General features: G+C 61.3%; 19 protein-coding genes. 15 read left to right on the top strand and 4 right to left on the bottom strand.

Annotated features, from left to right (window positions below; genetic code table 11):
- Window positions 1-19 precede the first annotated feature (19 nt).
- The 9 genes from I6G83_RS09375 (at window position 20) to I6G83_RS09335 (ending at window position 8,471) form a co-directional block, all read left to right on the top strand.
- On the top strand, window positions 20-277 hold the full coding sequence (locus I6G83_RS09375) for a EutN/CcmL family microcompartment protein (protein WP_015670694.1): 258 nt from the start codon (window positions 20-22) through the stop codon (window positions 275-277).
- 12 nt (window positions 278-289) lie between these two features.
- Complete coding sequence (locus tag I6G83_RS09370; RefSeq protein WP_054305252.1) at window positions 290-1,498, top strand: 1-propanol dehydrogenase PduQ; 1,209 nt, start codon at window positions 290-292, stop codon at window positions 1,496-1,498.
- Window positions 1,499-1,500: 2 nt separating this feature from the next.
- Complete coding sequence (gene cutC / locus I6G83_RS09365; protein ID WP_054305253.1) at window positions 1,501-4,905, top strand: choline trimethylamine-lyase; 3,405 nt, start codon at window positions 1,501-1,503, stop codon at window positions 4,903-4,905.
- 65 nt (window positions 4,906-4,970) lie between these two features.
- Entirely contained in the window at window positions 4,971-5,918 is a 948-nt protein-coding gene (gene cutD, locus I6G83_RS09360; RefSeq protein WP_054305254.1) for a choline TMA-lyase-activating enzyme, read from the top strand.
- 10 nt (window positions 5,919-5,928) lie between these two features.
- On the top strand, window positions 5,929-6,357 hold the full coding sequence (locus tag I6G83_RS09355; RefSeq protein ID WP_054305255.1) for a BMC domain-containing protein: 429 nt from the start codon (window positions 5,929-5,931) through the stop codon (window positions 6,355-6,357).
- A 102-nt stretch (window positions 6,358-6,459) separates the two neighbouring features.
- A complete protein-coding gene (locus I6G83_RS09350; RefSeq protein ID WP_138112032.1) occupies window positions 6,460-7,026 on the top strand; it encodes a phosphate propanoyltransferase in 567 nt (188 codons plus the stop codon).
- 9 nt (window positions 7,027-7,035) lie between these two features.
- The gene (locus I6G83_RS09345; RefSeq protein WP_054305257.1) at window positions 7,036-7,710 is read left to right on the top strand and encodes a hypothetical protein; all 675 of its coding nucleotides are present in this window, start codon (window positions 7,036-7,038) and stop codon (window positions 7,708-7,710) included.
- 57 nt (window positions 7,711-7,767) lie between these two features.
- Window positions 7,768-8,130, top strand: coding sequence for a DMT family transporter (locus tag I6G83_RS09340; RefSeq protein WP_054305265.1), 363 nt, complete (start codon window positions 7,768-7,770; stop codon window positions 8,128-8,130).
- Window positions 8,131-8,141: 11 nt separating this feature from the next.
- A complete protein-coding gene (locus I6G83_RS09335; RefSeq protein ID WP_015670686.1) occupies window positions 8,142-8,471 on the top strand; it encodes a DMT family transporter in 330 nt (109 codons plus the stop codon).
- 79 nt (window positions 8,472-8,550) lie between these two features.
- On the opposite strand, the gene lptG is transcribed toward I6G83_RS09335, so the two are convergent.
- Window positions 8,551-9,621: an LPS export ABC transporter permease LptG gene (gene lptG / locus I6G83_RS09330; RefSeq protein ID WP_015670685.1), complete on the bottom strand. Its 1,071-nt coding sequence runs from the start codon at window positions 9,619-9,621 to the stop codon at window positions 8,551-8,553.
- Window positions 9,621-10,715: an LPS export ABC transporter permease LptF gene (gene lptF, locus I6G83_RS09325; RefSeq protein WP_054305258.1), complete on the bottom strand. Its 1,095-nt coding sequence runs from the start codon at window positions 10,713-10,715 to the stop codon at window positions 9,621-9,623. Before lptF ends, lptG begins: the two co-directional genes overlap by 1 nt.
- A 282-nt stretch (window positions 10,716-10,997) precedes the next feature.
- Between lptF and pepA the strand changes: the two genes are divergently transcribed.
- The 5 genes from pepA to I6G83_RS09300 all read left to right on the top strand — a co-directional run bounded on the left by pepA (window position 10,998) and on the right by I6G83_RS09300 (window position 18,676).
- Entirely contained in the window at window positions 10,998-12,509 is a 1,512-nt protein-coding gene (gene pepA, locus I6G83_RS09320; protein ID WP_015670683.1) for a leucyl aminopeptidase, read from the top strand.
- Window positions 12,510-12,674: 165 nt separating this feature from the next.
- Window positions 12,675-13,124 carry a DNA polymerase III subunit chi gene (locus I6G83_RS09315; protein ID WP_054305259.1) on the top strand — a complete coding sequence of 150 codons (450 nt, stop codon included), beginning with the start codon at window positions 12,675-12,677 and terminating at the stop codon, window positions 13,122-13,124.
- A gap of 13 nt (window positions 13,125-13,137) precedes the next feature.
- Window positions 13,138-16,014, top strand: coding sequence for a valine--tRNA ligase (locus tag I6G83_RS09310; RefSeq protein WP_054305260.1), 2,877 nt, complete (start codon window positions 13,138-13,140; stop codon window positions 16,012-16,014).
- A gap of 319 nt (window positions 16,015-16,333) precedes the next feature.
- Window positions 16,334-16,837, top strand: a complete 504-nt coding sequence (locus I6G83_RS09305) for a GNAT family N-acetyltransferase (protein ID WP_015670680.1) — start codon at window positions 16,334-16,336, stop codon at window positions 16,835-16,837.
- Window positions 16,838-17,068: 231 nt separating this feature from the next.
- A complete protein-coding gene (locus I6G83_RS09300) occupies window positions 17,069-18,676 on the top strand; it encodes a GMC family oxidoreductase (RefSeq protein WP_062779135.1) in 1,608 nt (535 codons plus the stop codon).
- On the opposite strand, the gene miaE is transcribed toward I6G83_RS09300, so the two are convergent.
- Both miaE and rraB read right to left on the bottom strand, forming a co-directional pair.
- Window positions 18,673-19,434, bottom strand: coding sequence for a tRNA isopentenyl-2-thiomethyl-A-37 hydroxylase MiaE (gene miaE / locus I6G83_RS09295; RefSeq protein ID WP_054304854.1), 762 nt, complete (start codon window positions 19,432-19,434; stop codon window positions 18,673-18,675). The genes I6G83_RS09300 and miaE overlap by 4 nt on opposite strands.
- Window positions 19,435-19,490: 56 nt before the next feature.
- Window positions 19,491-19,913 (bottom strand): ribonuclease E inhibitor RraB, encoded by a 423-nt coding sequence (gene rraB, locus I6G83_RS09290; protein ID WP_054304853.1) that lies wholly within the window; start codon window positions 19,911-19,913, stop codon window positions 19,491-19,493.
- A gap of 163 nt (window positions 19,914-20,076) precedes the next feature.
- On the opposite strand from rraB, the gene argF reads away from it, so the two are divergent.
- On the top strand, window positions 20,077-21,096 hold the full coding sequence (gene argF, locus I6G83_RS09285; RefSeq protein ID WP_054304852.1) for an ornithine carbamoyltransferase: 1,020 nt from the start codon (window positions 20,077-20,079) through the stop codon (window positions 21,094-21,096).
- The last annotated feature ends 95 nt before the right edge of the window (window positions 21,097-21,191 follow it).

Genomic DNA, 21,191 nt, shown 5'->3' with positions numbered 1-21,191 from the left:
TCGATAAAGGGTGATAACCATGATTCTCGCAAGGGTGACCGGACACGTGGTGGCCACACAGAAAAGCGACGAACTGCGCGGCAGCAATCTGCTGCTGGTGACGGCGCTGGGGGATGACCTGCAGGCCATCAAGGACCGGACCTATGTGGCGGTCGACAGCGTCGGCGCCGGGGAGGATGACCTGGTGCTGGTGGAGGAGTATTTCGCGCTGAATAAAGACCGTTACAAGGCCATGTCGATCGTCGCCATTGTCGAGAAGGTTCACCGGGAGCGTTAAGAGGAAGCAGGCATGAATGAATTTCTGATTAAGCCAAAAATCCATTTCGGTGCGGATGCCCTGAACGCGCTGCGGGATCTGCCCGGCCGTTCGGCATTTTTGGTGACGGATCAGGCGATGGTAAAGCTGGGGATGGCGCAGCAGGTGACGCGTCTGCTCCAGCAGCAGCAGGTGCGCTGCCGCCAGTATGACAGCGTCGCCTCCGATCCGGATATCGCCGCCATCGTCAGCGGGATGAAGATGATGGACGACGACTACCCCGAGCTGATTATCGCTCTGGGCGGCGGCTCGGTGATTGATGCGGCCAAGGCGGTGATGTACACGCTGTGGCACTGTCGCCAGGAGCGTCCGCGCCCCTGCTTCGTTGCAATCCCCACCACCAGCGGCACCGGTTCCGAGGTCACCAGCTTTTCCGTCATCAAATCACGCAGTGAAAAGCTGGTGCTGGTGGACGAGTTTATGCTGCCCGACGTCGCCATTCTGGACCCGCAGCTGGTGGCGTCGGTGCCGCCTGTGATTACCGCCGACACCGGCATGGACGTACTGTGCCATGCGCTGGAAGCCTATGTCTCACGACGCGCCAGCGATTTCAGCGATGCGCTGGCCGAGAAGGTGGTGCAGCTGGTGTTCCATCATCTGCTGCCCAGCTACCAGCAAGGCAGCGACATGCTGGCGCGCGAGAAAATGCATAACGCCTCCTGCATGGCCGGCATGGCGTTCACCAACGCCTCGCTCGGGGTGACCCACAGCATGGCGCACGCCCTCGGCGGCATGTTCGGCGTGCCGCACGGGCGGGCCAATGCGCTGCTGATGCAGGAGGCCATTGCCTTTAACGCCGATCTGGACGGCGAGTGCGCCACCCCCGCCGCCCGGAAATACGCCGCGCTGGCGCGCCTGCTGGCTCTGCCGGCCGCCACTGCGCGCGAAGGGGTTAACAGCCTGCTGGTGGCGATCGCCACGCTGAAACAGGAAATGAACATGCCGGCCAGCCTGTACGCCGCCGGGCTGGACGAGCACCGCTTCCAGGTCTGCCTGAGTGAAATGGCGCACCAGGCGCTGCATGACAGCTGCACGCCGACCAACCCGCGGGCGGTCAGCCTCGCCGACCTGGAGAGCATGCTGCGCCGCGCCTATCACGGCGGCGGTAACGGCAACGACCCATCATCAAGCTTACGGACTTTGCGCGACGACGTGCAAGGCGAAGGAATCAGGAGAGATTGAACATGGCACACTATGCACTGACGCCGCGCGTACAGCAGCTGGCGGAACGCTTTTTATCTCAGAACAGCACCATCAGCACCGAACGCGCCAGCCTGCTGGAGACACTGAACGACGACGTGGCCGGCCAGCCGGCCCAGGTTCGCCATGCCCGGCGCTTCAATGAGCTGGTGAAAAAACTGCCCGGCTATATCGGCCCGGATGAGCTGATTGTCGGCAGCCAGTCCTCCGTGCCGCGCGCCGCCATTTTCCACAGCGAAAGCGAGCTGCGCACCCCTTCCGCCTTTACCGCGCCGGGCCAGAAATCGCCTGACTATCTGGCGGTTATCACCAAAGGCCTGAACGCTATCGGCGCCGAGATGGAAGACCGCGCCAGAAGCATCGGCAGCGCAGTCAGCCGCGGCGCGTTGGATGAGGCCAACCAGTGCCGCGCAATGATCTACGCCTGTAACGCCGTCGTTAATCTGGCGCAGAAGCTGGCCGATAAGGCGGAGAACCTGGCCGCGGTGGAAAGCCACCCTTACCGCCAGGCCGAGCTGCGCGAAACCGCCGCCATCCTGAGAAAAGTGCCGGCGCAGGGCGCAGGCAGCTTTAAAGAGGCGTGCCAGGCGTTCTATCTGTTCCAGCTGGCGCTGCACCTGGAAAACGGCAGCTACGCGGTCAGCCCGGGCGGCTTCGACAAATTGCTGTACGGCTTCTACCAGCACGATATTACCCATGGCGTTCTGACCCCGGCGCAGGCCTATGAAATTGTCGAATGCCTGTGGTTAAAACTGAGCGAACTGTCAGAAGTGCGCGCCCCTTGCGAGCAGGACGGTTACCCGATGTTTGACGCCATGCTGCACGGCGTAAACATTGACGACCCGGCGCTGGTGATTAACGAACTGTCCGCCATGCTGCTGGCCGCGCGCCGCAACCTGGAGAGCATCAACCCGGCGCTGCGCATCCGGCTGTTTGGCGGCCAATCCGTCTGCCACGCCCAGCGCTACGCCGCCGCCAGCGCGCAGCCGACGCCGGCCGCCGGCCAGCTGATGCCGGGCCTGACGCCGCGCCTGCAGCGCCTGCGCGACAACTATCTGGACGCCCGTCCGAGCGTCTCCATCTACCGCGCCCTGGCCTTTACCGAAGTGGCGAAGAACAACCCGGGCCTGCCGACCATCCTGCTGCGCGCCAAGTCGTTCCGCGCCGCCTGTGAAAGCGCGCCGATCCTGATCCAGCCGGACGAACTGATCGTCGGCCACCCGTGCGGTAAGCCGCGCGCCGGCGCCTTCTCGCCGGATATCGCCTGGCGCTGGGTGAAGGACGAGCTGGACACCATGAGCACCCGTCCGCAGGATCCGTTCGAGATCGCCGAAGAAGACAAGCAGATCATCCGCGAACAGATCGTACCGTTCTGGGAAGGCCGCTCGCTGGATGAGATCTGCGAGGCGCAGTACCGCGAGGCCGGCGTCTGGTCGTTCAGCGGCGAAACCTTTGTCAGCGATCTCTCCTACCACCAGATCAACGGCGGCGGCGATACCTGCCCGGGCTACGACATCCTGCTGTTCACCAAGGGCATGAACGGCATCAAGGCCGACGCCCAGCAGCGCCTCAACGCGCTGAGCATGGAAAACCCGGAAGATATCGACAAGATCTACTTCTACAAGGCGGCGATCGAAACCTGCGACGGCGTGATGAACTATGCCAAACGCATCGCCGACAAGGCGCGCGAGCTGGCGTCTCAGGAGCACGATCCGGCGCGGCGTGCCGAGTTGCTGACCATTGCGGAAACCAACGACAACGTGCCGGCCAACCCGCCGCAGACCCTGCAGGAAGCGCTGCAGAGCATCTGGACGGTAGAGTCGCTGTTTGAGGTGGAAGAGAACCAGACCGGCCTGTCGCTGGGGCGTCTCGACCAGTACTGCTACCCGATGTATCAGGCGGATATCGCCTCCGGTCGTCTGACGCAGGAGCAGGCGCTGGAGATGATGCAGGCGTTTATCATCAAGTGCGCCGAGCTGATGTGGATGTCCAGCGAGCAGGGCGCCAAGTACTTCGCCGGCTACCAGCCGTTTATCAACCTGACCGTGGGCGGCCAGAAGCGCAGCGGCGGCGACGCCTGTAACGAACTGACTTACCTGATTATGGATGCGGTGCGCTTTGTCAAAGTGTACCAGCCGTCGCTGGCCTGCCGTATTCACAACCAGTCGCCGCAGCAGTATATGGAAAAAATCGTCGAGGTGGTGAAAGCCGGCATGGGCTTCCCGGCCTGTCACTTTGATGATTCCCACATCAAGATGATGCTGCGCAAGGGGTTCGATTTTGAAGACGCGCGCGACTACTGCCTGATGGGCTGCGTGGAGCCGCAAAAGTCGGGCCGCATCTATCAGTGGACCTCCACCGGCTACACCCAGTGGCCGATCGCCATCGAGTTCGTACTCAACCGCGGCCGCATGGTGCTGTTCGACAGCTATCAGGGCCTGGATACCGGCGAGCTGCATACGCTGAAAACCTATGAAGACTTCGACCGCGCGGTGAAGGAGCAGGTGGCGCATATCGTCAAACTCTCCGCCATCGGCACCGTAATCAGCCAGCGCGTACACCGCGACGTGGCGCCGAAACCGCTGATGTCGCTGCTGGTGGAAGGCTGTATGGAGAAAGGTCTCGACGTCGCCGCCGGCGGCGCGATGATCAACCACGGCCCGGGCCTGATCTTCTCGGGTCTGGCGACCTATGTCGACTCGATGGCCGCCATCCGCAAGCTGGTGTATCAAGATCGTAAATACACCCTGGAGCAGATCCGCGATGCGTTGCTGGCTAACTTCGAAGGTTACGAACAGCTGCGCCGCGACTGTCTGAACGCGCCGAAGTACGGCAACGACGACGACAGCGTGGATCAGTTCGCCCTCGACATCACCGAGTGGACGGAACGCGAGTGCCGTCAATACAAGATGCTCTACTCGCGCCTGAGCCACGGCACCCTGTCCATCTCCAACAACACGCCGATCGGCGAGCTGACGGCGGCGACGCCGAACGGCCGTCTGGCCTGGATGCCGCTGTCCGACGGCATCAGCCCGACCCAGGGCGCGGACAAGCAGGGGCCGACCGCCATCATCAAGTCCGTCAGCAAGATGAACGTGGAGACCATGAACATCGGCATGGTGCACAACTTCAAGTTCCTCAAGGGGTTGCTGGATACCCCGGAAGGCAAGAACGGGCTGATCACCCTGCTGCGTACCGCTTCGATTCTCGGCAATGGCCAGATGCAGTTCAGCTATGTCGATAACGAGGTGCTGAAAAAAGCCCAGCTGGAGCCGGAGAAATACCGCGACCTGATCGTGCGCGTTGCGGGCTACAGCGCCTACTTCGTGGAGCTGTGCAAAGAGGTTCAGGACGAAATCATCAGCCGTACGGTGATTGAGAAGTTCTGATATTGCGCCGGGGATAACGCAGGGAAGCGTTATCCCACCGCCCTACAGATGAGGTAACGATAACCATGGATAACATGGAAAAAAAGGGTCGCATTTTCAACATCCAGAAATACTCGATCTATGACGGAAACGGTATCCGCACCCTGATTTTTTTCAAAGGCTGCAACATCCGCTGTGCCTGGTGCGCCAACCCTGAAGGACTGAGCAGCCAGTTCCAGGTGATGTACTCCCGCGACAAGTGCGTTGACTGCGGCCAGTGCGTCGATGTCTGCCCGGTAGGCATCCATTCGATGATTAAAACCCCGCATGGCGACCCGCAACACCGGGTAGACCGCCAGATCGACTGCATCGGCTGCCGCAAGTGTGAAGAAGTGTGCGTCAGCGACGCGCTGGACATCATGGGCAAAGACGTCACGGTGCGGGAGCTGTTGGACATCATCATGCAGGACATCGACTTTTACCACGCTTCCGGCGGCGGCGTAACGCTGGGCGGCGGCGAGCTGAGCATGCAGACGGATTTCGCCGTCGCGCTGCTGACCGAATGCAAAAAGATGATGATCAACACCGCCATCGAGACCAACGGCACCACGCCGCTGGCCAATTACGAAAAGCTGGCGACCTGCACCGATATGTTCCTGTTCGACATCAAACATATCGACACCGAACGCCACCGTGAGCTGTTCGGCATCGGCAACGAAGGCGTGAAGCGCAACCTGGAGCGCCTGGTGGAACTTGGCGCGCACGTCGTGGCGCGCATGCCGCTGGTGCGCGGTTACAACGACTCCTACGACGCCATTACCGGCGCGATTGAGTATGTCATCGCGCTGGCGCGCCGCGGCAATATCAGCCGCATCGACGTGCTGCCCTACCACCAACTGGGCTCAACCAAATACGACCGGCTCGACATGATTTATCCCGTTCAGCACGACCCCAGCTACAGCGAGCAGGAGCTGGATCAACTGGCGGCGTTTTTCCAACGCTTCGATTTCGACATCAGACTGGTAAGGCACTAAGGAGAATCACATGAAGTTAAGCCTGGGAGTCATTGAAACCTACGGCCTCACCGCCGCCATCCAGGCAGCCGATGCGGCCTGTAAATCCGCCTCGGTCACGCTGCTGGGTTATAAGAAGATCGGCGCCGGTTTGGTCAACGTGTTCCTCGGCGGCGAGATCAGCGCGGTGAAGAGCGCCGTAGACAGCGGCGTTGCCGCCGTCGGCCAGCCGACGTTTATCCGCGGCCGGCTGGTTATCGCCCGTCCGGGCGAACGGGTGGTGGCGCTGCTGAACGATCTCGCCGGCAATGCCCTGACGCCGTCTGCCGACGACGATGCCGTCAAGCCGACCGTCACCGCCGCCCCTGCCGCCAAACCGGAGGAAACCCCGCCGCCGGCCGCCGAAGCGAAGCCCGCGCGCGCCGAGAACCGTGCAGGCGGCAAAAAGGATCAGAAATAACGGCAGCGTCTCTTAACAGTTAGGAACAACCCTATGTTTAAAGCATCGTTACTGGAAAAGGTGCGGCACAACCTGGCGCAGGCGCAGCCGCTGTCGTCGGCGATGACGATCCCGGTTGGCGTCTCCAACCGCCATGTCCACCTGTCGCAGCCGGATATCGAGGCGCTGTTCGGCCCCGGTTACCGGCTGACGCCACTGAAGGAACTGCGCCAGCCGGGGCAGTTCGCCGCCAAAGAGTGCGTAACCATCGTCGGGCCGAGAGGTTCGATCGGCAAGGTGCGGGTGCTGGGGCCGGCGCGGGAGGCTTCCCAGTTGGAAATATCCAAGGCCGACTGCTTTACCCTCGGGGTGAAAGCGCCAGTGCGCGAGTCCGGCCAGCTGCAGGGATCCGGCGACGCGATGTTGGCCGGCCCGGCGGGCTATGTCGCGCTGCGTTCGCAGGTGATTTGCGCCCAGCGGCATATCCATATGTCGCCGCTGGACGCCGCCCGGCTGGGGGTCAGCAACGGGCAGGCGGTGCGGGTCAAAACGGCGGGCCAGCGTGCGCTGGTCTTTGATCAGGTGGTGGTGCGCGTGAAAGAAAGTTTTGCGTTGGAGCTGCACATCGACACCGATGAGGCCAACGCCGCCGGACTGGCCTCCGGCGACAGCGTCACGCTGGCCGACTGAGGAGAGACGATGATGCAGGACGAAACCATCGAACGGATTGTGGACGCGGTACTGATGCGCATGCGGCCGCGGCTGTTGCTGCTGCTCAACGCCGCGGACGGCTACCACGACATTATCCTGGCGCGTCTGCAGCACTGTCGTCACTTCGCGCCGCAGGTGCTGTTTGCCGACGGCGCGCAGGCTGTCCATCCGGCGGACGCCTGGCGGCAGCTCGGCCCCGTCGTCACGCCGGCGGAGATAGAGCAGGTCGGCGCGCTGGACAATATCGACCGCGTCATCGCGCCCTTCCTGGATTTTGCCACCGCGGCGGAAGTCGCTCACGACCTGTTTCAGTCCGCTGGCGCACGCTGCATTCAGCTGGCGCGGCTGCACAACACGCCGGTGCTGGCGCTGGATTACAACTGCAATCCGCACAGCGAGTTAAACCGGCTAAAAGGGCTGGGCGGCAATCAGGACGCCCACTCGCTGGCGGACAATCTGCCCCGGTTGGCGCAGCGCGGCATTCAGTTCTGCAGTCTGGAACAGATGCTGTCGCCGACGCCGCTGCCCGCAACCGCCGCCGACGCCGTGGCGGAAACCGGCGGCTATATCACCCTCAGCGAACTTAAGCAGCGCAACGGCCATTGCCCGCCGGGCGCCAGGCTGACCGATCTGGCGCTGGAATACCAACGAGGAAACCAATAACCAAAAAAAATATTCCCCAACTTTATGGAAATCATCATTTATCAGGAGAAGCAGAGTATGTCATCGAAAGCGAAGTCCTGGCTGTGGATGTTGTTGGTGATAGCGTCCGAAACCTCAGCCACCTCAACCTTAAAGATGTTTGATAACAGCGAGGGCGCCACCAAAACCTTACTGCTGGGCCTTATCGTCGTGCTGTATTGCGCCTGTTACTACGCCCTGTCCAACGCGGTGAAATACATCCCCGTCGGCCTGGCCTACGCGACCTGGTCAGGCACCGGTATTTTGCTGGTATCGACGCTGGGGATGGTGTTCTACGGTCAGCACCCCGATGTCCCGGCGATGATCAGCATGGCGATTATCGCCAGCGGCATCGTGATTATGAACCTGTTTTCTAAAATGGGCTCGTCAGAGTCAGAGTAAGGGAGCGGCACATGTTTAATATTGGCTTTCTGTGGCTGGCATTGTCGATCGGCGCCGAAATCACCGGCACCTCGATGATTAAAAAAACCAACAGCTTTAAGAAGTTCGGTCCCTCGCTGCTGGTGATCTGCGCGTACTGCCTGTGCTACTTCGCGCTGACCCGGGCGATGGGCTATATGCCGGTAGGGGTGGCCTACTCGCTGTGGTGCGGCTTTGGCATCGTTGGCGTAACCGCGGTGTCGATGCTGCTCTATAAGCAAAAGCCCGACCTGCCGGCCATCTTCGCCATGGCGCTGATCATTGGCGGCGGCATCATCATGAACACCTTCTCGCAGATGTAATTCTCCACCGGCCTGTCGGCCGCGGGGATCAAAAAAGGGTCGAAGCAAGCTTCGACCCTTTTGCGTGATCAGACGCGCGTTATTTACGCTTAAGCAGCATATACACGCTGACCGACAGGAACAGCAGGCTCGGCAGCAGCGCGCCCAGTACCGGCGGCATACTGTACACCAGGCTCAGCGGGCCGAAGATCTGGTCCAGCACGTAGAACAGGAAGCCGCAGCTGATGCCGGTCACCACCCGCACCCCCATCGGCACGCTGCGTAGCGGGCCGAAGATAAACGACAGCGCCATCAGCATCATCACCGCCACCGACAGCGGCGAGAAGATTTTGCTCCACATGTTCAGCTGATAGCGGCTGGCTTCCTGGCCGCTCTGCTTGAGATATTTGGAGTAGTTGTGCAACCCGCTGATGGAGAGCGAGTCCGGATCCAGCGCCACCACGCCCAGCTTATCCGGCGTCAGGTTGGTCTTCCACTCCCCGCTCAGCGTCTGGGTGCCGGTGACCTGCTTGGCATTGGTCAGGTCCGAGGTATCCACCTGCGACAGTTTCCACACGCCGTCTTCAAAGCTGGCGGTGGCGGCATAGCGCACCGTTTCCAGCCGGCGCTGGTCGTTAAAGTGGTAGATATTAACGCCGGACAGCTCGTTTTTACCGGAAACCCGCTCGATATAGATAAAGTCGGTGCCGTCCTTCGCCCACAGGCCGCTCTTGGTGGACAGCAGCGAACCGCCGTACATCTGCTGCGCCCGGTAGTTACGCGCCATCTGCTCGCCCTGCGGCGCCACCCACTCGCCGATCGCCATGGTCAGCAGCATCAGCGGAATAGCGGTTTTCATCACCGAGCCGGCGATTTGCAGCCGCGTAAAGCCGGAGGCCTGCATCACCACCAGTTCGCTGCGCGTCGCCAGCTGCCCCAGCCCCAGCAGCGCGCCCAGCAGCGCCGCCATCGGGAAGAAGGTTTCAATGTCCTTCGGCACGCTCAGCAGGGTATAGACCCCTGCCCCCAGCGCCGAATACTCCCCTTGCCCCACTTTGCGCAGCTGATCGACAAACTTGATGATGCCGGACAGCGACACCAGCATGAACAGCGTCATGATAATGGTGTTGAAGATGGTTTTACCGATATAGCGGTCTAATACGCCAAACATCAGGCTGCTCCTCTCAGACGTCCGCGCAGCTTACGCATCGGCACGGTATCCCACAGGTTGAGCGCCAGCGCGATCGCAAAGTACACCGCATTCACCAGCCAGATCCACAGCATCGGGTCCAGCTTGCCCTTGCCGGCGTTGGAACGCAGCGACGTCTGCAGCAGGAAGAAGATCAGATACAGCAGAATGGCCGGCAGCATGCTCAGCACGCGTCCCTGACGCGGGTTCACCACGCTGAGCGGCACCACCAGCAGCGCCATCAGCACCACGGAGACCACCAGCGTCAGACGCCAGTGGAACTCGGCGCGCGCCTCCTGCTCGTCGGACTGCCACAGCATGCTCATCGGCATCTGCTCGGCCTCGGTGTTGTCCATGGTCACGGCGCGGTGACCAATCACCGCCTTGTAGTCGCTGAAGTCGGTAATGCGGAAGTCGCGCAGCAGCGCGGTGCCCTCAAACCGGGTGCCCTTATCCAGCGTCACCACCTGTGAACCGTCTTTCGTCTGGTTAATCCGGCCATGTTCCGCCACCACCACCGACGGGCGCTGGTTGCCGTTCGGCCGCAGCTGCGCCAGGAACACGTCATTGAAGGTATTGCCTTTGACATTGCCGATAAACAGCACCGAGTTGCCGTCCTGCGACGGCTTGAACTGCCCTTCCGCCAGCCCGGCCACGCTCGGGTTGGCCTTGGCTTCGGCAATCACTTCATCCTGATGGCTGGAAGCCCACGGGCCGATCCAGAACACGTTGGCGGCGGCGGCGGCGGCGGTGAACAGCGCCAACACCATCGCGGCGATAATCAGGGTGCGTTTGCCCAGGCCGCAGGCGTGCATCACCGTAATTTCACTTTCGGTGTACAACCGTCCAAGCGTCATCAACAAGCCAAGAAACAGGCTTAACGGAAGAATGAGCTGCGCCATTTTCGGCACGCCCAGAGCGAGCAGGGATAATACTAAATTTGTCGGGACATCGCCGTCCACCGCGTCGCCTAACACCCTGACCAGGTTCTGACAAAAGAAGATCAGCAGCAGGATGAACAGGATCGCGATTTGGCTCTTGAGCGTTTCCCGTACCAGATATCTAATGATAATCACGCTTATTACGCCTGTGAAAACTTGTCTTTTTGCAGGAAAATCGATAGTTTCTTCGCTAATCCGCCATTTATTCTCATCATATGGCAACCTTCACAGCTAAAATAGTATTACAACATCAAGCCGTTTGGGTGCCCTATAGGAACATACCTATAGTCGCCAAAACAGAACAATTTACGCCGTTCAGGTTAACATACTTTGGTTAACTCAACGGCGGGAGATCGTTACGGAGCTGGTCATTCTAGCCGTACCTCCCGCCTTTGTCTTTAAGATTCAGGAGAGTGCATGGAGTTCAGTGTAAAAAGCGGTAGCCCGGAAAAACAGCGCAGTGCCTGTATTGTAGTCGGCGTTTTCGAACCGCGCCGCCTGTCGCCTATCGCAGAACAACTCGACAAAATCAGTGATGGTTATATCAGCGCCCTGTTGCGCCGTGGTGAACTGGAAGGCAAGGTCGGCCAGACATTGCTGCTGCACCACGTGCCTAACATCCTCTCCGAACGTATCCTGCTTATCGGCTGCGGTAAAGAGCGCGAATTGGATGAACGCCAGTACAAGCAGGTGATTCAGAAAACCATCAATACCCTTAACGACACCGGCTCAATGGAGGCGGTCTGCTTCCTGACCGAGCTGCACGTCAAAGGCCGCAACACCTACTGGAAGGTGCGTCAGGCGGTGGAAACCGCCAAAGAGACGCTGTACACCTTCGACCAGCTGAAAAGCAACAAGGTGGAGCCGCGCCGTCCGCTGCGCAAAATGGTGTTCAACGTGCCGACCCGCCGTGAACTGACCAGCGGCGAACGCGCCATTCAGCACGGCCTGGCGATCGCCTCCGGCATCAAGGCGGCGAAAGATCTCGGCAATATGCCGCCGAACATCTGTAACGCCGGCTATCTGGCCTCGCAGGCGCGCCAGCTGGCGGACGCCTTCAGCACCAACGTCACCACCCGCGTGATCGGCGAGCAGCAGATGAAAGAGCTGGGCATGAACGCCTATCTGGCGGTCGGCGCCGGTTCGCAGAACGAATCATTAATGTCGGTGATGGAATATAAGGGCAATCCGAACCCGGACGCTAAGCCTATCGTGCTGGTCGGCAAGGGCCTGACCTTTGACTCCGGCGGCATCTCGCTTAAGCCGGGCGAAGGCATGGACGAGATGAAATACGACATGTGCGGCGCGGCGACGGTGTACGGCGTGATGCGCGTGGTGGCGGAGCTGAAGCTGCCGCTGAACGTGATCGGTGTACTGGCGGGCTGTGAAAACATGCCGGGCGGGCGCGCCTATCGTCCGGGCGACGTGCTGACCACCATGTCCGGCCAAACGGTGGAAGTGCTGAACACCGACGCCGAAGGCCGTCTGGTGCTGTGCGATACCCTGACCTACGTTGAGCGCTTCGAACCGGAGCTGGTGATTGATATCGCCACCCTGACCGGCGCCTGCGTGATCGCGCTCGGCCACCATATCACCGGGCTGATGTCGAACCACAACCCGCTGGCGCACGAGCTGATCGGCGCGTCCGAGCAGGCCGGCGACCGCGCGTGGCGTCTGCCGATGGCCGACGAATACTACGAGCAGATGGACTCCAACTTCGCCGATATGGCGAATATCGGCGGCCGTCCGGGCGGCGCCATCACCGCCGCCTGCTTCCTGTCGCGCTTTACCCGCAAGTACAGCTGGGCGCACCTGGATATCGCCGGCACCGCCTGGCGCTCCGGCAAGGCCAAAGGCGCGACCGGCCGTCCGGTAGCGCTGCTGTCGCAGTTCCTGCTCAACCGCTCCGGGCTGAACGGCGACGAATAATGCCCCTTTGCTTTCAAGCCGCAGCGTTGTTGGCTGCAACTTGAAATCTATTGGGTATATAATTCTCTCAGCAGCGAAGGGGCAGCGTTATCTGCCCCGTTCCCTAACAAGGGCGCAACCGACACGTTGTGCCCTGTTTTTTTTATCGGCAGCGGTGGATCCATCATGAAACAGGCGACGTTTTACTTGCTCGACAATGCCGACCCGGCGGGCGCGCTGAGCGCGCACGAGGCCGTGGCCTGCACCGTAGCCGCCGACGCCTTCCGCGCCGGCAAGCGGGTGCTGGTCGCCTGTGAAAGTCAGGAACAGGCCATCCGGCTGGATGAAGCGCTGTGGCAGCGCGACCCGCACCAGTTTGTGCCGCACAACCTGGCCGGCGAAGGGCCGCACTACGGCGCGCCGGTGGAACTGTGCTGGCCCGGCAAGCGCGGCAACGCCCCGCGCGATCTGCTGATCGCCCTGCTGCCGCAGTTTGCGGACTTTGCCACCGCTTTCCATGAAGTGGTAGACTTTGTCCCTTATGAAGAAACCTTAAAACAGTTGGCGCGCGACCGATACAAAGCCTATCGCAGCGTCGGCTTCCACTTGACCACGGCAACGCCGCCAACTCACTGAATTACGAAATAAAATGGAAAAGACAAACAGTCAGCTCGATACCGCCTATAACCCGTCCCAGATCGAACAGAAACTGTACGACCACTGGGAAGAGCAAGGTTACTTCAAGCCCAATGGCGACACCAGCCAGGAAAGCTTCTGCATCATGATCCCGCCGCCGAACGTCACCGGCAGCCTGCACATGGGTCACGCTTTCCAGCAGACCATCATGGACACCATGATCCGCTACCAGCGCATGCAGGGTAAAAACACCCTGTGGCAGGCGGGCACCGACCACGCCGGCATCGCCACCCAGATGGTGGTGGAGCGTAAAATCGCCGCGGAAGAAGGCAAAACCCGCCACGACTACGGCCGCGACGCGTTTATCGACAAAATCTGGCAGTGGAAGGCGGAATCCGGCGGCACCATCACCCGTCAGATGCGTCGCCTCGGCAACTCGGTCGACTGGGAGCGCGAGCGCTTCACCATGGACGACGGCCTGTCCAACGCGGTGAAGGAAGTGTTTGTCCGCCTGTACAATGAAGACCTGATCTACCGCGGCAAGCGCCTGGTGAACTGGGATCCGAAACTGCGCACCGCCATCTCCGATCTGGAAGTGGAAAACCGCGAATCCAAAGGTTCCATGTGGCACCTGCGCTATCCGCTGGCCGACGGCGCGAAGACCGCTGAAGGTAAAGACTACCTGATCGTCGCCACCACCCGTCCGGAAACCGTACTGGGCGACACCGGCGTGGCGGTAAACCCGGAAGATCCGCGCTACAAGGATCTGATCGGCAAAGAGATCATGCTGCCGCTGGTGGGCCGCCGCATCCGCATCGTCGGCGATGAACACGCCGATATGGAAAAAGGCACCGGCTGCGTGAAAATCACCCCGGCGCACGACTTCAACGACTATGAAGTGGGCAAGCGCCACGGCCTGCCGATGATCAACATTCTGACTTTCGACGGCGATATTCGTCAGGAAGCGGAAGTGTTCGATACCCTGGGCGAAGCCAGCGACGTTTACAGCAGCGATATCCCGGCGCAGTTCCGCGGCCTGGAGCGCTTCGCGGCGCGTAAAGCCGTGGTGGCCGCTTTTGAAGAACTCGGCCTGCTGGACGAAATCAAACCGCACGACCTGACCGTGCCTTACGGCGACCGCGGCGGCGTGGTCATCGAACCGATGCTGACCGACCAATGGTACGTGCGCACCGCGCCGCTGGCGAAAGTGGCGGTGGAAGCGGTTGAGCAAGGCGATATTCAGTTCGTGCCGAAGCAGTACGAAAACATGTACTTCAGCTGGATGCGCGACATTCAGGACTGGTGTATCTCCCGTCAGCTGTGGTGGGGCCACCGCATTCCGGCCTGGTACGACGCCAACGGCAAAGTATACGTCGGCCGCAACGAGGAAGAAGTGCGCCGCGACAACAACCTGGCGGCGGACGTGGCGCTCAGCCAGGACGAAGACGTGCTGGACACCTGGTTCTCTTCCGGCCTGTGGACCTTCTCCACCCTGGGCTGGCCGGAGCAGACCGACGCGCTGAAAACCTTCCACCCGACCAGCGTGATGGTCAGCGGCTTCGACATCATCTTCTTCTGGATCGCCCGCATGATCATGCTGACCATGCACTTTATCAAAGATGAAAACGGCAAGCCGCAGGTACCGTTCCACACTGTTTACATGACCGGCCTGATCCGCGACGACGAAGGGCAGAAGATGTCCAAGTCCAAGGGCAACGTCATTGACCCGCTGGATATGGTCGACGGCATTTCGCTGGAAGATCTGCTGGAAAAACGCACCGGCAACATGATGCAGCCGCAGTTGGCGGAGAAAATCCGCAAGCGCACCGAGAAGCAGTTCCCGAACGGTATCGAACCGCACGGCACCGACGCCCTGCGCTTTACCCTGGCGGCGCTGGCCTCCACCGGCCGCGACATCAACTGGGATATGAAGCGTCTGGAAGGCTACCGCAACTTCTGTAACAAGCTGTGGAACGCCAGCCGCTTTGTGCTGATGAACACCGAAGAGCACGACTGCGGCTTCAACGGCGGCGAAATGCAGCTGTCGCTGGCGGACCGCTGGATCCTGGCGGAATTCAACCGTACGGTGAAAGCCTACCGCGACGCGCTGGACAGCTACCGCTTCGACATCGCCGCCGGCATTCTGTACGAGTTCACCTGGAACCAGTTCTGCGACTGGTACCTGGAGCTGACCAAGCCGGTTATCAGCAACGGCAGCGAAGCGGAACAGCGCGGCACGCGCAACACGCTGATCACCGTGCTGGAAGCGCTGCTGCGTCTGGCGCACCCGATCATTCCGTTTATCACTGAAACCATCTGGCAGCGCGTCAAGCTGCTGAAGGGCATCAGCGCCGATACCATCATGCTGCAGCCGTTCCCGGCCTACGACAGCGCGCTGGAAGATGAGCAGGCGCTGGCGGATCTGGAGTGGATCAAGCAGGCCATCATCGCGGTGCGTAACATCCGCGCCGAGATGAACATCGCGCCAAGCAAAACGCTGGAAGTGCTGCTGCGCAACGCTAACGGCGACGCCCAGCGCCGCGTGCAGGAGAACCAGAACTTTATCGCCCGTCTGGCGCGTCTGGAATCCATCGCGCTGCTGCCTGCCGGCGAGAAAGGCCCGGTTTCCGTCACCAAGCTGGTGGACGGCGCCGAACTGCTGATCCCGATGGCCGGCTTTATCGACAAGGACGCGGAAATTGCGCGCCTGGCGAAAGAGATGGCCAAGCTGGACGGCGAGATCGCCGCGATTGAAGGCAAGCTGTCGAACGAAGGCTTTGTCTCGCGCGCGCCGGAAGCGGTCGTCGCCAAAGAGCGCGATCGCCTGGCGGCCTGCAAGGAAGGCAAGGTGAAACTGCAAGAGCAGCAGGCGACCATCGCCGCGCTGTAATCCCGCGGGCGCCGCTGCGTGCGCCCGTCAGTCAGATAACCGGTAAAGCTGATTATTAGGGAGAGCATGCCGATGGGGCCGTAGCGGCGCCAGCCGCCGAAGCGCCCCTCGGTGCGCTAGGCCCGAGTATCTCGGACTATCAGACGACTTTGCACAGCGGGTTAACCCCCGCTGTTTTTTTTCGCCGTTGCATCCGCCCCGGCTTCAGTGTTATTACAGACTATCAATCGCGCACGGACGCTCCACCGGGAAATATTCCCGGTGCGCTTGCTGCTGGAATAAAAACAACGACGATCTCTTTTGGATGGCAAAAGTAAACATGACAACCGCAACTCCCGTGCGCCTGCGGGTGCGCCCCATCGCGGCGGCCGATAACGCCGCCATCGCCCAGGTGATCCGCGAGGTGTCCGCCGAGCACGGCCTCACTGCGGACAAGGGCTACACCGTTTCCGACCCGGATCTGGATGCGCTGTACCAGCTGTACAGTCGGCCGCGCAGCGCCTACTGGGTGGTGGAGCTGAACGGCCAGGTGGCCGGCGGCGGCGGCGTTGCCCCGCTGCCGGGCGGCGAAGCGGACGTGTGCGAACTGCAGAAAATGTACTTCCTGCCGGCGCTGCGCGGACAGGGGCTGGCGAAGCGGCTGGCGCTGCAGGCGCTGGCGTTCGCCCGCGAGCAGGGCTTCCTGCGCTGCTATCTGGAAACCACCGCCAGCCTGACGCAGGCCGTCGGCCTGTATCAGCACCTCGGCTTTGTCCATATCGACCACGCCATGGGCCACACCGGCCACGGCGACTGCGAAGTCACCATGCTGAAAACGCTGTAATCCCCGCCCGACGCCGCCGCGGATGCCCTGCCCGCGGCGCAGCCATTAATATCACAATCATTGATATTTTCAGAAAGAATACGGCGCTATTCAGTCAGTTAAATTCACCTAAAATCATTAGCCATCGATTTATTGTGACATTCATTAATAAATTAATGAAAGCATGTTTGACCGCCCTGCCGGCTGGACTACGCTGCTATCAGCGATTCGTTCAGCCAACAGGGAGTGCCTATGTCAGACAACCGTTTTGATTACATCATCGTCGGCGCCGGCTCGGCCGGCTGCGTGCTGGCGGCGCAGCTGATCCGCCGCACCCAGGCGCGGGTGCTACTGCTGGAGGCCGGCGGCGACGACAATAACCTGTTTATCAAAATGCCCGCCGGGGTGGCGAAGATTATCGCCAAAAAAAGCTGGCCCTATGAAACCGAGCCGGAACCGCACGCCAACGGCCGCCGCATGCAGATCGCCCAGGGGAAAGTGCTGGGCGGCAGCAGCTCGATCAACGGCATGATCTACATCCGCGGCCAGCAGCAGGATTACGACGACTGGGAGCAGCAGTACGGCTGCCGCGGCTGGGGCTACCGCGACGTGCTGCCCTACTTCCGGCGCGCCGAGGCCAACGAAAGCCTGTCCGACGCCTACCACGGCGACGAGGGGCTGCTGCCGGTCAGTGAGAACCGCTATCGCCATCCGCTCAGCATGGCGTTTATCCGCGCCGGGCAGGAGCTGAACCTGCCCTACCGCAACGACTTCAACGGCGACAGCCAGCACGGCGTCGGCTTCTACCAGACCACCACCCGCAACGGCGAGCGCGCCAGCACCGCGCGCACCTACCTGCAGGCGGTGCGCGACCAGCAGCGGCTGGTGGTAAAACTCAACGCGCTGGCGCACCGGGTGATTATTGAAGACAACGTCGCCCGCGGCGTGGCCTACAGCCAGAACGGCGGCGCCGAGGTGAGCGCCTTCGCCGAACAGGAAGTGATTATCTGCGCCGGCGCGGTCGGCTCGCCCAAGCTGCTGATGCTGTCGGGCATCGGCCCGCATGCGCATCTGACATCGCTGGGCATCACGCCGCTGGCCGACCTGCCGGTGGGCAAAAACTTCCACGACCATCTGCATATGTCGATCAACGCCAGCACCCGCCAGCCGGTCAGCCTGTTCGGCGCCGACCGCGGCCTGCAGGCGCTGCGCCACGGCGCGCAGTGGCTGGCGTTCCGCAGCGGCGTGCTGACCTCCAATATTCTGGAAGGCGCGGCCTTCGCCGACAGCCGCGGCGGCGATCGCCCCGACGTGCAGGTGCATTTCCTGCCGCTGCTCGACGGCTGGGACAACGTGCCGGGCGAACCGCTGCCCGAGGTCCACGGCGTGACGCTGAAGGTCGGCTACCTGCAGCCGAAGGCGCGCGGCGAGGTGCTGCTGCGCAGCCGCAACCCGGCCGACGCGGTGAAGCTGCACGCCAACTACCTCGGCCACCCGGAAGACCTGGCCGGCTGCGTGCGCGCGGTGAAATTCGGCCTGCGTTTTCTGCAGACCGCGGCGCTGAAGCCGTTAATCAAAGAGGTGCTGATGCCGCAGCCGGCGTGGCAGCAGGATGACGCGCAACTGGAGGAGTTCGTGCGCAACTTCTGTAAAACGGTGTATCACCCGGTGGGCAGCTGCCGCATGGGGCAGCACGCCGCGGATTCGGTCACCGATCTGCAGCTGCGGGTGCACGGTTTTGCGCGGCTGCGGGTGGTCGACGGTTCGGTGATGCCGCAGGTGCCCAGCGGCAACACCAACGCGCCGACCATTATGCTGGCCGAGAAGGCCGCCGATCTGATCCTCGGCGCGGCGGACTAGGCCGGCAGGCCGCTGTGGAAGCGGAACTCATCGTCCGGCGACAGGATCAGCTCCGCCTCGATACCGCCGAAGTGGGCGACGCGTGCGCTGATATCCTCGCTGCCGGCGATCTGCTGCGCCAGCGTCAGGTAATCCTGATAGTGGCGCGCCTCCGAGCGCAGCAGCGACAGGTAGAAGCGGTGCAGCTCGTCGTCCAGATGCGGCGCCAGCCTGGCGAAGCGCTCGCAGGAGCGGGCCTCGATATAGGCGCCGCAGATCAGTTTATCGATCAGCGTCGCCGGATCGTGAGTGCGCACCTCGCGGATCATCCGCTTGGCGTAGCGGCTGGCGGTGATTTTCTTATAGGCAATGCCGCGCGACTGCATAATCGACAGCACCTGAGAAAAGTGGTGCAGCTCCTCTTTAATCAGCAGCACCATTTTGTCCACCAGATCCTGGCCGTAGGCGGAACCCTGCTTCGGCAGCAGTTTGCGGGTGAACTGGCTCTGGTTGAACAGCGCCTCCGGCACGCCCTGCGCCTCATGCACAAACGTCTCATACGGCTTCAGCAGCGCCAACAGCGCATCGCCGCTCTCCTTGTCCACCACGTAGCGACGGATCAGCCACATGCCGGTCTGGGCGGCCTTCAGCTCGCACACCAGATGGTCGGTCAGCAGCAGCGACAGGTTTTCCGGCCGGCGCGCGGCGTCGATCCAGCCGTCCGGGGTTTCACAGTGCAGAAAAGAGAGGATCGGGGCAAGTAACGATGGGTAATTCATAAAGTCTTCAAAGGCCGGCGGGAGCCGGCCCTACAGAGTGGTTAAACAGGGAACGATCAGTGGCGCTTGCCGTCGTCGTCTTCGTCGATAAATTCACCGTCTTCGTCGTCGCCGTCTTCACCGTCCGGGTCTTCAAAATAGGTGCCCCAGCCGTCGTAGTTGACGCCGCATTTTTCCGCCAGCGCCACCAGCTGCTCGACCTGTGCGTCGATCACTTCCGGGTTCAGGCCCACTTCGCTGATCACGTCGCAGCACATCAGCAGCTGGCCGTCTTCCACTTCCAACTCTTCGGCGTCGGTGACTTCGTAACCCAGTTTGAAGGCTTCCACCGCGGCCTTCTCCAGGACTTCAAACTTTTCGGCAGAGAAATGGTGCTCGATGGTGTAGAGCGCATCCGGATCGCTGCCGTCTTCCAGCAGCTCTTCGATGATCAGACGCGTCTCTTCCCGTTGTTCTTCCAGCAATTCGCGGTTTGCCATGACTCTATCCTCAATAAATGGCTTTTACTCCTTCTATTTTCACACAGCGCCGTCGCGGCTGCCACGTTAATCACGAAAGATTTCCTGTCTGGGGTTGAATTTGAATATTCATACATATAAAGTGAATTTTAATTCAAAAATAGACGATAAAGGATACCTGGCGATGAGCAGCACAAACCCCTTTTACCAGCGGCATTTTTTACGCTTGATGGATTTCACCCCGGCAGAGCTGCAGGCGCTGCTGCAGCTGGCCGCCGATCTGAAACTGGCGAAAAAACAGGGCCGTGAAGCCCGCCGCCTGCAGGGGAAAAATATTGCGCTCATCTTCGAGAAGGATTCCACCCGCACCCGCTGCGCGTTTGAAGTCGCCGCGTTCGACCAAGGAGCGCAGGTCACCTATCTCGGGCCGAGCGGCAGCCAGATCGGCCACAAGGAGTCGATGAAAGACACCGCCCGGGTGCTGGGGCGCATGTACGACGGCATTCAGTACCGCGGCTACGGCCAGCCGCTGGTGGAAACTCTGGCGCACTACGCCGGCGTGCCGGTCTGGAACGGCCTGACCGATGAGTTCCACCCCACCCAGCTGCTCGCCGATCTGCTGACGGTGCAGGAACACCTGCCGGGCAAACCGCTGTCAGCGGTGAAGTTCGCCTATATCGGCGATGCGCGCAACAACATGGGCAACACGCTGCTGGAAGCGGCGGCGCTGACGGGCATGGATCTGCGTCTGGTGGCGCCCAAGGCCTGCTGGCCGCAGGCGGAGCTGGTGGCGGAGTGCCAGGCGCAGGCCGAACGTCTGGGCGGCAAGATTACCCTGACCGAAGATATTGCCGCCGGGGTGCAGGACGCCGATTTCCTGTATACCGACGTCTGGGTGTCGATGGGCGAAGCAAAAGAGGTGTGGCAGGAGCGTATCGCGCTGCTCAAACCTTATCAGGTCAATATGGCGATGCTGCGCCAGACCGGCAACCCGCAGGTCAAGTTCCTGCACTGTCTGCCGGCGTTCCACGACGATCAGACCACGCTCGGCCGGCAAATGGCCGAACAGTACGGCCTGTACGGCGGCATGGAGGTCACCGACGAAGTGTTTGAGTCGTCGCACAGCATCGTGTTCGATCAGGCGGAGAACCGTCTGCACACCATCAAGGCGGTAATGGTCGCCACGCTGAGCCAGGAAGGGTAAGAAAACGATCCCTTTCGCCTGATTTAGGCTAAGCTCAACAGCATATTGCCGGGGCGCGTCACGCACAGGCAATGGGAGAGCGGGTTACGGCCCGT

The sequence above is a fragment of the Serratia rubidaea genome (genome assembly GCF_016026735.1).
Classification (GTDB): Bacteria; Pseudomonadota; Gammaproteobacteria; order Enterobacterales; family Enterobacteriaceae; genus Serratia_B; species Serratia_B rubidaea.
This window is presented reverse-complemented; position numbering and strand designations above follow the sequence as displayed.